Origin of the sequence: Halorubrum sp. CSM-61, assembly GCF_003781945.1 — an archaeon.
Lineage (GTDB): Archaea > Halobacteriota > Halobacteria > Halobacteriales > Haloferacaceae > Halorubrum.
Map to the genome: position 1 here is coordinate 1 of NZ_RJJW01000019.1, position 10,976 is coordinate 10,976.

The 10,976-nt window shown below is 69.3% G+C and carries 10 protein-coding genes; 3 read left to right on the forward strand and 7 right to left on the reverse strand.

Annotated features, from left to right (window positions below):
• Positions 1-697: 697 nt before the first annotated feature.
• From EDM04_RS18175 to EDM04_RS18185, 3 genes are all read right to left on the reverse strand, one after another.
• On the reverse strand, positions 698-1,207 hold the full coding sequence (locus tag EDM04_RS18175) for a GNAT family N-acetyltransferase (protein WP_123624620.1): 510 nt from the start codon (positions 1,205-1,207) through the stop codon (positions 698-700).
• Complete coding sequence (locus EDM04_RS18180) at positions 1,204-2,535, reverse strand: TIGR00300 family protein (protein ID WP_123624622.1); 1,332 nt, start codon at positions 2,533-2,535, stop codon at positions 1,204-1,206. Before EDM04_RS18180 ends, EDM04_RS18175 begins: the two co-directional genes overlap by 4 nt.
• Before the next feature lie 86 nt (positions 2,536-2,621).
• On the reverse strand, positions 2,622-4,493 hold the full coding sequence (locus tag EDM04_RS18185) for a site-2 protease family protein (protein WP_123624624.1): 1,872 nt from the start codon (positions 4,491-4,493) through the stop codon (positions 2,622-2,624).
• A gap of 184 nt (positions 4,494-4,677) precedes the next feature.
• Between EDM04_RS18185 and EDM04_RS18190 the strand changes: the two genes are divergently transcribed.
• Complete coding sequence (locus tag EDM04_RS18190; protein WP_123624627.1) at positions 4,678-4,917, forward strand: hypothetical protein; 240 nt, start codon at positions 4,678-4,680, stop codon at positions 4,915-4,917.
• Positions 4,918-4,940: 23 nt separating this feature from the next.
• Here the strand turns inward: EDM04_RS18190 and EDM04_RS18195 are convergent, their stop codons facing one another.
• The 3 genes from EDM04_RS18195 to EDM04_RS18205 form a co-directional block, all read right to left on the reverse strand.
• Positions 4,941-6,620, reverse strand: coding sequence for a methyl-accepting chemotaxis protein (locus tag EDM04_RS18195; protein WP_123624641.1), 1,680 nt, complete (start codon positions 6,618-6,620; stop codon positions 4,941-4,943).
• Between the two features lie 159 nt (positions 6,621-6,779).
• Positions 6,780-7,763, reverse strand: coding sequence for a 5,10-methylenetetrahydromethanopterin reductase (locus EDM04_RS18200; protein WP_123624629.1), 984 nt, complete (start codon positions 7,761-7,763; stop codon positions 6,780-6,782).
• A gap of 9 nt (positions 7,764-7,772) precedes the next feature.
• A complete protein-coding gene (locus EDM04_RS18205; RefSeq protein WP_123624631.1) occupies positions 7,773-8,528 on the reverse strand; it encodes a coenzyme F420-0:L-glutamate ligase in 756 nt (251 codons plus the stop codon).
• 634 nt (positions 8,529-9,162) lie between these two features.
• On the opposite strand from EDM04_RS18205, the gene EDM04_RS18215 reads away from it, so the two are divergent.
• Complete coding sequence (locus EDM04_RS18215; protein WP_123624635.1) at positions 9,163-9,666, forward strand: DUF367 family protein; 504 nt, start codon at positions 9,163-9,165, stop codon at positions 9,664-9,666.
• Positions 9,667-9,744: 78 nt separating this feature from the next.
• Positions 9,745-10,218: a redoxin domain-containing protein gene (locus EDM04_RS18220; protein WP_123624637.1), complete on the forward strand. Its 474-nt coding sequence runs from the start codon at positions 9,745-9,747 to the stop codon at positions 10,216-10,218.
• 289 nt (positions 10,219-10,507) lie between these two features.
• On the opposite strand, the gene EDM04_RS18225 is transcribed toward EDM04_RS18220, so the two are convergent.
• Positions 10,508-10,976 (reverse strand): IS5 family transposase (locus tag EDM04_RS18225; protein ID WP_123624639.1); only part of this gene is annotated, 469 nt, incomplete at its 5' end.

Genomic DNA, 10,976 nt, shown 5'->3' on the forward strand with positions numbered 1-10,976 from the left:
TACCTCCGAATCCCATGGCGGGATAGGAGTAACGGCTGATTGGCACAGCCAGTAGCCGTCATCGAGGCGACTACAAACCTTGAACATCCCAAACCGGCGGCACGGTGCCGTGGGAATCTTCGCCCTTCAGGGCGGAGAGGATGTCAAAGCCGGTACTGGGTTCGGCGAGCGATAGCGGGAGTAGGTGTTTCAGATCGCGGACGGCGAGAGAGATTTAAACAACCGTGAGCGGCGACGATGATCGCTTATAAGGAGGATGCGGTGGCGCGCGCCTCCGAGCGCCCGCAGGGCGCGAGGAGCACCGCGCGAGGGAGTCGCTGACGCCAACGGCGCCAGCGACGAGGCTGGGGAGGCGTGAGGCTGTGCGGTGCGGTCGGGTGGGACTCAAAGGGGCAGCCGTGAGGACGGCGCAGGCGATGCAAGCACCGCAACGAGGGAGCAACGCGACCGAGTGAGGAGCGCAGCGAGCGTGCGCCGTCCGCAGCGGCTGGGGCTTTGAAGCTGTTCACCGCGTCGTCAACGACTTATAGACCACCAACAGCAACACTACTCGATCGCGTATAAACAACCACTCCACAAATTGGCGATACGCACTCCCGCCATCGGTCAGGAGCAGTCTTCAGCGACCAGTATCTCCGAACACGCGATTCAGCGGATCCCCTTAAATACCGAACGAGCGCCGTGTACCGTCCGGGAATCAGCCGTCGAGCGAACGCGCCACCATCTCGCCCCACCCTTCGAAGCCGTGGCGGTCGTAGAAGGCCCTGGCGCGCTCGTTCGCCGGGTCGACGTCGAGCACGATCCTATCGAGCGGGAGGTCCTGATCGCCGGCGAGCGCGACCGCGGCGTCCATCAGGTCGTCGGCGACGCCGGTCCCGCGGTGCTCGGGGACGACGTAGAGCTCGTTGATCACGGCGGCGTCCCAGACCATCGCGAGGCGCTCGGGGAGGACGAAGACGTATCCGACGATATCCGCATTGCTCTCCTCGCCGACCGCGACCGTCACGCACCGCGCGTCGTCGGCGACGCACCGGTCCACCCACGCGAGCCACCGCTCGCGGTACTCGTCGGTGAGCTTTCCCTCGTAGGCGGTCGCCTTCCCGTCGCCCCCGGTCGACTCGCCGAGCCCGCGTTCGAAGGCGGTCTTGAGGTCGTACAGCGCGTCGGCGTCGGTCTCGGCGTCGTAGGGGCGGATATTGGCGGTCACGCGTCGTCGCCCGCGTGCGGGCGCCCGTCGTTCGCGCCGACGGCGACGTCGGCGTCCTCGCCCTCCAGCACGAACTCCGCGAGCGTGGGGACGAACGTCCCGATGTCGGTGACCATCCCGACCGCCTGCGCCGAGCCGCGGTCGAGCAGCTGGGTGACGGTGGCGGGGTTGATGTCGACGCAGACGGTCTTCGTCGTCGACGGGAGGCAGTTCCCGACCGCGACGGAGTGGAGCAGCGTCGCGAGCATCAACACGATGTCGGCGTCGTGGGCCTGCTCGCGGATCGCGTCCTGCGCCTCCACCGCGTCGGTGATCGTGTCCGGGAGCGGCCCGTCGTCGCGGATCGAGCCCGCGAGCACGGTGTCCACGTCGTTTTCCACGCACTGGTACATCACGCCCTCGGTGACGATCCCGTCCTCGACGGCGGCCTCGATCCCGCCCGCGCGGATGATCTCCGAAATGGTCCAGATGTGGTGTTTGTGCCCCTTCCGCGGGTGTTCGAGCGTCTCCACGTCCATCCCAAGGGAGGTGCCGTACAGCGAGCGCTCCAGGTCGTGGGTGGCGAAGCCGTTGCCCGCCGACAGGGAGTCGACGTAGCCGGCCTCGACCAGCTCCGCGAGCGCGTCGCCCGCCCCCGAGTGGATCACGGCGGGGCCGGCGACGACCATCACGTTCCCGCCGGCCTCGGTCACCTCGCGGAGCTCCTCGGCGACCTCGCGGATCGTCGACTCCGAGGGGCGCTCGGAGGAGACGCCGCCCTGCATGAAGCCGAACGCGCCGCCCCCGTGTCGCGGGCGCTCGGGAGGCTTCACGCGGATCCCGGACTGATCGGTGGCGACGAGGTCGCCCTCCTCGACCGCGTTGAGAACCTTCGTGTACGCGCGGGGGCTCCCGTCGGGACCGCCCTCCCGGCTCCCCTCGCCGGTGTCCGCTTCCGGCTCGGGTTCCACGATCAGCGCGCAGTCCATCTCGATCCGCTCGACCTCGATCCACTCGCCGTCGTACAGCACCTCGGTCGGGTGGTTCGTGGTGGAGTAGAAGTCCGGCGGGACGACCTTGTCCGCGGGCGCGGCCACGAGCTCCACGTCGGTCGGGTTCTCCAGCGTCGCGCCGTTCTGGTGGAGCTCGTGGAGGATCGCCTGCAGCGTCTCCGGGTCGTCGGCCGAGACCGCCATCCGGCAGTACGACTCCGCCTCCTCGTGGGTCCCCACGTCGAACTGCTCGACGTCGAAGGAGCCGCCGAGATCCATCACCGCGCCGAAGCAGCGCTGCATCGTCCCGCTGTCGATGATGTGGCCCTCGATCTCGACGGTGCGTGAGTGGCTCATGGGTACCAGTTTCGCCCCGCGGAGAAACCCGTTTCCCATTCGGCGAGCGTCGCGGGGTCCTCCCGCGCCGCGACTCGGGGCGAGAGCTACAACAGTCCGAGCGCCCCGAGGATCTGGTTCCCGAAGATCATCATGACCAGCCCGGCGAGCATGACGAGCCCCGACGAGACCGTGACCGTCCGGACCGCGGCGTGGCGGTCGGAGACGGGGACCCGGCTCACCACCGCCTCGGCGACCATCCGGAGGATGCGACCGCCGTCGAGCGGGAACGCCGGCAGGCAGTTGAACAGCGCGAGCTGGATGTTGATCCACCCGGTCCAGAAGAGGAGGTTCGCGAGCAGGAACGTCCCGCCGCCGAGCGCGGCGAGCGAGCCCTCGACCACGAAGAAGTTGGTCATCTCGCCGGTGAACCCCGCGAAGTTGAACGGGAGCCCGAACAGGCTGCCGAGCGGGAGGATGAGCGAGGCGAACACCAGCCCGAGCGGCGAGTCCGTGAGCCCGCCGAGCGCGAGCCCGTCGGTCGCCCCCTCGCCGCCGTCGCCCCCGAGCAGTTCGAGGTACGCGCCGGCCGGGTACTCCGAGACGCCGAAGTCGTCGAGCGCGAGCCCGCTGGAGCCGGGGAAGACGCTCACGCCGACGAACCCGCCGTCGCGGTTCGGGTGCGGATCGAGCTCCACGTCGTAGCTGACGCGCTCGTCGTCGCGGCCGTACCCGACGACCTCGACCGTTTCTCCCGGCTCGCGCTCGCCGAGGACCGCCGAGAGCTCGTCGTTGTTCCGGACGCGCTCCCCGTCGACCGCGACGATCGTCATCGGCTCGCCGAGGGGGGCGCCCGCCGCGTGGAGGGGCCCGTCCTCCTGCACGCCGAGCGCGTACGCTCCGATCGGGATCTCGACGGTCTCGGACTCGACCGTGGCGTTTTCCGCCCCGTCGGCGTCGACGGTCACCGTCGCGCGCTCCGCGTCGCCGACGGCGTCGAGGAACTGTCCCTCGGTCGCCACGGGCTCGTCGTTGACGGACGTGATCGCCACCGGCTCGGACTCGATCGTCACGCCGAGGGGGTTCCCGCCGGCGGAGCCGATCACTTGGAGTTCGCGGTCCACCTCCACGGTCCGCTCTCCGTCGCCGTCGTCGGCCGTGACGGTCACCGTCTCGCCGGCGTCCGCGAGCGCGGCCTCGAACTCCGCGGCGGTGTCGACGGGCGCGCCGTCGACCGCGACCAGCCGGTCGCCCGACGCGATGTCGGCGGCAGCGGCCGGCGATTCCGGGGTCACCTCGCCGACCGCGTAGCCGGGCGCGGGCGCGATGGCGCCGACGACCGGGCCGAAGAGGAGCGCGAAGACGAGGACCGTGAGGACCGTGTTCGCGGTGACGCCGGCGGCGAACATCCGGGCGCGGGCGCCGCGGGAGGCCTCCTGGGTCGCCTCCTCGTTCGGTTCGACGAAGGCGCCCACCGGGAGCAGCGCGAAGAAGACGAGCCCCATCGACTCGATGTCGATCCCCTCGACGCGACACAGCAGGCCGTGCGCGCCCTCGTGGACGACCATCGCGACCGCGAGCCCGGCGACGATCTCGGGCGCGACCGAGAGGGGGAGGAAGTCGTTCACGCCGGGGATGATGAGGAAGTTCTGCGGCTGCTGGATCGCGGAGGGCTGTGCGGTCCGGAACGCGGACAGCGCCGACGAGAGGATGAGGACGAACGATCCGACCATGGCGACCAAGGCGCCGCCGAGTCCGAGGTTCGCGACGGCCCGCCAGAGCCGCCTCGGCGCGGCGAGGCGGTCGAGGAAGACGCGGCCGCGGAGGGTTCTGAGGGTCAGTACCGGTCCGGAGACGCGGACGGCCTCGGGGAGGACCCCGCGGTTCCGGAGCCACATCGCGGCCGCGGAGTACGCGAGGATCCCCGTGAGGACCCACAGCAGCGTGTTCTCGGCGAACAGCTCCGTCAGGGCGTTCATGACGAACAGGTCCGTGTCGGTCGGGTGTAAGCCGTTCGGTTGTCGGAACCGCTCGCCGGCGTCGATCGTCCGAGCCGCCCGCGGTTGTCGGACGTCCGAACCGCCCGCGGTCGCGGCCCCCGGTCGCCGGGGAGGACGGGCCGCGAACTCAACACCCAAGTACCCCCCGGTCTAACGCCCGACCATGATGGCGCTCATCGACGTCGTCTCCCGGCTCGTCGGAGACGTGGGACGGTTCACGGACCTGTTCTTGAACGACCTGATCCTCGGGGCCGGCGATCCGGTGTCAGCGTTCCTGGTGGTCGTCGGTCAGGTCCTGCTCGGCGGCTCGGTGGCCGCGTTCGGCTACCTGGTGATCGGCGCGCTCTTACAGGAGATCGGCGTGACGCTCCCCTCGCTCGGCGATCGCGGTCAGGCCGAGTAACGCGTCGCGCTCGCGGTTCCTCCTCAGTCGTCGTCCGCGCCCGCGATCGACGCTCCTGAGCGCTCGGTCCCGGACGCGGACGCGCGGTCCCCGTCGCCTTCGGGAACGTCGAACTCGTCGAGCGTCGCGAGCAGCTCGTCGGACTGGTCCGAGAGCGCGTGGACCCGACGGGTGACCTCGGAGACGGTCGCGGTCTGTTGCTCGGCCGCTGCGGTGGCGGTCTCCGCCTCGGTCGCGGTCCGCCGACTGACCGAGGCGATGCCGTCGACCATGTCGACGACCTCCTGGGTCGTTCGCGCCTGATCGTCGGTCGCTTCGCTTATCTCCTGGACCGTCTCGTCGACGGTCGTCACGTCCTCGACGGCCTCCTCGAACTCCCGGAGCGTCGACTCGATGGTGTCGACACTACCCGACACCTGTGACTCCATCCGGTCCACGTCTTCGGCGGTCTCCGCGGACGCCGCCTGCACCTCGTCGATGCGCCCCGAGATCGCCGCGGCCTCCTCGCGGGTCTCCTCGGCGAGCGCCTTCACCTCGTCGGCGACGACCGCGAACCCGTCGCCGGAGCCGTCGGCCCGCGCCGCCTCGATGGAGGCGTTCAGCGCGAGCAGGTTCGTCTCCTCGGCGATCCCGTCGATCACGGCGGCGATCTCGTCTATCTCGCCGATCCGGTCGACGAGGTCCGCCACCGCGGTCGCCGTCTCGGAGATGCCGGCCTCGAGCGCCTCCAGTTCCTCGATCGCCTCGGCCGCCTCCTCGCGGCCGGACCGTCCCCGATCCGCCGCGCTCCGGGCGGTCGCGGCCGCGTCGTCGGCCGACGCCGCGATCTCCTCGACGGTCGCCGAGAGCGTGCTCATCTCGCCGGAGACGGACTCCAGCTCCTCCGTCTGCTCGGCGGCGCCGTCGGAGATCTCCTGGACCGAGCGCGCGACCTCCTCGCTGGCGTCGTCGACCTCGTCCATGCTCGCGCGCACGTCGCCGCTCGCGTCGGCGACCTCGGCCGTGAACGACGCCACCTCGCCGACCGTTCCGCCGAGCGTGGTCACGAGCCGATTGTAGTTCTCGACGAGCCCGGCGTACCGGCCCTCGTCGGTCGCCAGGGCCCCCTCGTCGATGGTGGCGGTCAGGTCTCCGTCTCGGGCGCGCTCCGCCGCGTCGCCGAAGGCGTCGACGAGCGACTCGAGCTCGGTCGTGTACGCCTCGAGGTTCCCCGCCATCTCGTCGAGCGAGTCGCCGAACGCCCCCGGCACCTCCTCGTCGAGCGCGGGGTCGTCGAACTCCTGGGCCGCGAGCGCCTCCGCCTGTGCGGAGACGGTCCCGAGGTAACGCTCGACCGCGACGAAGGAGTTCACGAGACTCCCGATCTCGTCGGGCTGATCGCTGCCGGCGAGGCCCGCACCGTCCACCGCTCCGACCGTCCCGCCGGTCCCGTCCGCACCGACCGCATCGATCTCGCCCGCGGCGATCGCGTCGGCCCCGCTCTCCAGTTGCCGGATCGGAGCCACGAAGTCGCGGCGCACGATGAGGAGCGTGTTGTAGATCGCGAGGACGGCGCCGAGAAACAGAACGGCGGAGAGGACGTACGAGAGTCTCCCGGAGACCAGAAACGGCACGAGGAAGATCCCCACGGTGACGAGGAACTGGATCCCGACGGCCGTGACGACCTTGCGCTCTATCGATTCGGAGATCCCGAGGCGATCCATCATGCCCCACAGGAGGGCCTCGTACCGCCCGCGGAGGCCCGGGCGTCGCTGTCGTGTCGTCGACATACGAGGAACTCGACGCGAACGGGTTATGAAGCTCTCCCCGGAGTTATCAGGGGCGATTCTCGATTCTCGACCGGCGAGAATCCCGCGATCGATTTAAAAGACGCCGTCGACCGCCTCGGCCGCGAGGTCGACTGCGCCCTCGAGGTCCGGTCCGAGCGGCGAGCCGACGACGAGCCCGTCGGCGTGCTCCGCGACGGCGGCGGCGCGCTCGCGGACGGTCTCGGGCGTGCCGGCCATGCAGAACGCGTCGATCATCTCGGGGGTCACGCGCTCGAAGGCGGCGGAGAACTCGCCGGCGGAGACGCGGTCGCCGATCTCGGCGGCCGCGTCCGGGTCGATCCCGTGCCGCTGCAGGACGGGCGGGGCCGCGCCGCCGGCGATGAACGCGACCGGCGGCCGGGCGGCCTCGCGGGCGGCGGTCGCGTCCTCCGCGATAGAGACCGCGGCGTAGGCGATCAGATCGAAGTCGCCCCGGTGATCGGGCCGGTCGGCGAGCCCATCGTCGACCTGCTCGCGGGCCCACGCGAGGTCCTTCGGGTGCGAGCCGTTGTACAACAGGCCGTCGACGTGCTTCGCGGCCATCCGGCACATGTGCGGGCCCTCGCCGCCGACGTGGACCGGAATCGACGCGCCCTGCGGCGGCTCGTAGTTGAGTCCGGCGCCCGCGGCGTCGAAGGTCCCCTCGTGATCTACGCGCTCGCCGGCCCAGAGCTTCTGGGCGGTCTTGAACGCCTCAAGTACGGGCCGGAGCCCGCGCTCGTCTTCGAGTCCGAGGTTCCGGAGCGTCGAAGGGTCGCCCGGGCCGATCCCGAAGGCGGCGCGGCCCTCCGACAGCTCGTCGAGGGTGGCGAGCTTCGAGGCGAGCGTCACGGGGTGGGTCTCGTAAGGGTTAGCGACGCCCGGGCCGAGCCGGACCGACTCCGTGGCGGTCGCGAGCTGCGACAGGAACGCCCACGGGTCGCGGTTGTTGTAGTGACACGTCGAGTAGACGGCGTCGTAGCCGGCCTCCTCGGCGCGGACGCCGAGGTCGACGAGGCGAGACAGGTCGTGTTCGGGGGTGAGTTCGATGCCGAGCATGGTTGGTGGTTACGCCTGAAACTCCCAGTCGCGGAGGGCCTGCCGCACGAAGTCGCCCTCCGGCTCGCGGAAGTGGTTGTCCGAGCCGTCGTGGTCGCCGAACGCCCAGTCACGGACGACGACGACCGGGGTGCCGCCGGCGCCCTCGCCGGCGACGAGATTGGCGGCAGAGGCGAGCTCGTCGATCACGTTCTGGACGGTGACGCCCATCTCCCGGCCGTCGCGATCGCGCTCGCCGCGCCAGTCGCGGCTGGCGGGGGTTCCGGCCCAGCCGATCGCGACCCCGCGCTGGCCGTGTCTGAAGGGGCGCCCGCAGGTGTCGCTGACGACGACGCGGTCGGCCGCGAGCCCCTTCCGAATTCTTTCCGCGCTCTCGGAGGGGCGCTCCGGGAGCAGCAGCAGGTCGCCGTCGGGAACGTTCGACCGGTCGATCCCGGCGTTGACGCCGATGTGACCGAAGCGGGTCGCGGTGAGGAGGAACGGCGCCTCCATGATGAGCTCCGTCGACTCCTCGATGACGGCCTGCGCGAAGCGCGGGTCCTTCTCCTCGTCGGCGATTTCGGCGAGTCGGTCGGCGACCTCTTCCGCGCGCTCGCTCGCCGGGAAGTCCGAGAGGTCGAAGGCGCGGCCCTCCGCCTTGGAGACGACGGTGCTGGCGACGACGACCACGTCGTCCTCGCGGAGGTCGACGCGCTCGTCGATCATGGCCGCCAGATCGTCTCCCTCCCGGATCTCCGGGAGGTCCGGAACCGCGAACAGCTCCATACACGCACCTGCGCGGCGACGAGGAAAAACCCCGCCGGTACCGGGCCGGTTTGACGGTATCGGGATCTGGGGATGGAGCGGCGAGTTTGCGACAGTTGGCGGCGACGATCGCTTATAAACCGAATTGCGGTGGCGTCGCCGGCGCGTAGCGCCGGCTGCAAGCGAGAGCTTCGCTCTCGCCCTGCGTGCCTCCGAGTGGCCAAGAGGCCACGAGGAGCACGCGCGAGGGACGCGGCGACCGGAGCGAAGCGGAGGGAGCCGCGAGGCTGGGGAGGCGTGAGGTGCGGTGCTGTGCGGGGCGGGGTGGGACTCAAAGGGGCAGTCGCCGGCGGCTTTGCCGCCGGCTGCCAGAGGCGCGAAGCGCCTCGCTGCCGTGAGGGCGAAGCACACCGACGTAAGGACCGCAGGGAGCGAGCAGCGAGGGACCGAAGGTCCCTCTGGCAGCCGGCGCGAAGCGCCGGCGACAGCGCGAGCGACTGAGGACCGCAGCGAGGTGCGCGAGCCCTCACGGCTGGGGCTTTGGCGGTGTTCACCGTCGATCGGCTGTCAGATACTTATAAGCGATCGACTAGAGCGTTCGCGGCGTTCCCTTCCGCTCCGCACCGCTTATAAACGACTCACACCACTTCGTACTGTGGACCTGCACGTCCGGTACGAGGGCGACGACGACCCCGACAAGTGCACGGCCCGAAAGCTCGCGCGGTTCGACCTCGCGGAGCTCCACCGCTCCGACCGCGCCACGCCCTACGGCGTCGTGCTCAATCCCCACGCCGAGCGCGCGCTCTCGCCCGCGGACGCCGACCTCGCCGCCGACAACGCGCTCGTCGCGCTCGACTGCTCGTGGGAGTCGGCCGGCGAGAAGATGTTCTCGCTGCCGGGCGAACACCGCGCGCTCCCGTACCTCGTCGCCGGCAACCCCGTGAACTTCGGACGACCGATGCGGCTCACCACCGTCGAGGCGTTCGCGGCCGCGCTCGCGATCCTCGGCGATCTCGACCACGCCGAACAGATTTTGGCGAAGTTCACGTGGGGCGAGACGTTCCTCGAACTCAACGCGGAGCCGCTCCGCCGGTACGCCGCGTGCGAGGACTCGTCCGAGATCGTCGCGATCCAGCAGGAGTACCTCGACCGGGAGTAATCCGTTTTCCGAGCGGCGAGGGAGTCGATGCCCAAACCGCGACAAGCCTTTTGGACGAGTCGACCGTAGTACACGACGATGGCATCCACAGGCGACGCCGCACCCACGTTCACCGCGACGGTCGGAACGAGCGACCACGAACCGTTCGACCTCGGCGACCACATCGGCGACGGGCCGGTCGTGCTCGCCTTCTTCCCGGGCGCGTTCACGCCCCCGTGCACGAACGAGATGGTGGCGTTCCAGGAGCGCGTCGGCGAGTTCGAGGACGCGGGCGGGACGCTGCTCGGCGTCAGCGCCGACTCGCCGTTCTCGCAGGGCGCGTTCCGCGAAGAGCACGGGATCGAGTTCGACCTCGTGAGCGACACGGCCGGCGACGCGATCCGCGCGTACGGACTGGAGATGGACATCGCCGACCTGGGTCTCTACGGGATCGCGAACCGGGCGGTGTTCGTGATCGACGACGACGGCGAGATCGTCTACGACTGGGTCGCCGACGACCCGACCAACGAGCCGGACTACGACGTCGTCCTCGACGCGGTCGAGAGCGCGTAGATCACACTCGGCCGGCAGTCGGGAGGTTTTGCCGATTTTTAAGTGCCAATCCAGTCCGGATCGTGTCGGCGTTGTCGGATTCACTCCCGGCTTGACATCCTCTCCGCCCTGAAGGGCGAAGATTCCCACGGTCCCGAACCGCTGGTTTGGGGTGTTTACGGTTTGTAGCTGTCCCGGTGACCGCCACTGACTGTGCCAATCAGCCGGTACTCCTATCCCGGCATGGGATTCAGAGGTACTTCTTACTGTACCCGAACGGCTGTGTTGAATCGCTGTAAGGCGGAGAGATTCACTGTTTGACGAAGCGTTTGATGTTATAGACGACACACATCAGCGCGATTTCGCGGAACTCACGGAACCACGAGCGCGCTCGCACGGCGAAGCCGAGCGAGCGCTTCACAGCTGAGTTCACGGTTTCAGTCATTGAGCGCTGATTGTAGCTGTTATCGTCAATTCTGGCGTTGTGTGCGTGGTCGTACGGAGCGAAGATACGATGCTTGATCAGCGGTCTGATCGCGAGCTCACGTAATCCTTCACGAAGCGATTGCTTGTCATAGCCTTTATCGGCCGCGAGAGACCGCAGATCGCCCGCGTTCCGGCGGGCTATCTGCTCAGCAAGGTCTGCGTCGCTTCCGTCTCGGTTCGTTGAGCAGTGAACGTCAAGGACGGCTTGAGACGCTGTATCGACGAGCTTCGTGACTTTTAGTTTTTGAACGCGGTAGCTGATTCGCTGGCAGTAGTGGCGGCTTGCTGGTGAG

Bases quoted from the DNA above. Each gene is read 5' to 3' on its own strand.
- EDM04_RS18180 (WP_123624622.1), bottom strand. From the start codon at position 2,535: ATGAGCCACTCACGCACCGTCGAGATCGAGGGCCACATCATCGACAGC.
- EDM04_RS18205 (WP_123624631.1), bottom strand. From the start codon at position 8,528: ATGGAGCTGTTCGCGGTTCCGGACCTCCCGGAGATCCGGGAGGGAGAC.
- EDM04_RS18200 (WP_123624629.1), bottom strand. From the start codon at position 7,763: ATGCTCGGCATCGAACTCACCCCCGAACACGACCTGTCTCGCCTCGTC.
- EDM04_RS18195 (WP_123624641.1), bottom strand. From the start codon at position 6,620: ATGGATCGCCTCGGGATCTCCGAATCGATAGAGCGCAAGGTCGTCACG.
- EDM04_RS18220 (WP_123624637.1), top strand. From the start codon at position 9,745: ATGGCATCCACAGGCGACGCCGCACCCACGTTCACCGCGACGGTCGGA.
- EDM04_RS18185 (WP_123624624.1), bottom strand. From the start codon at position 4,493: ATGAACGCCCTGACGGAGCTGTTCGCCGAGAACACGCTGCTGTGGGTC.
- EDM04_RS18190 (WP_123624627.1), top strand. From the start codon at position 4,678: ATGATGGCGCTCATCGACGTCGTCTCCCGGCTCGTCGGAGACGTGGGA.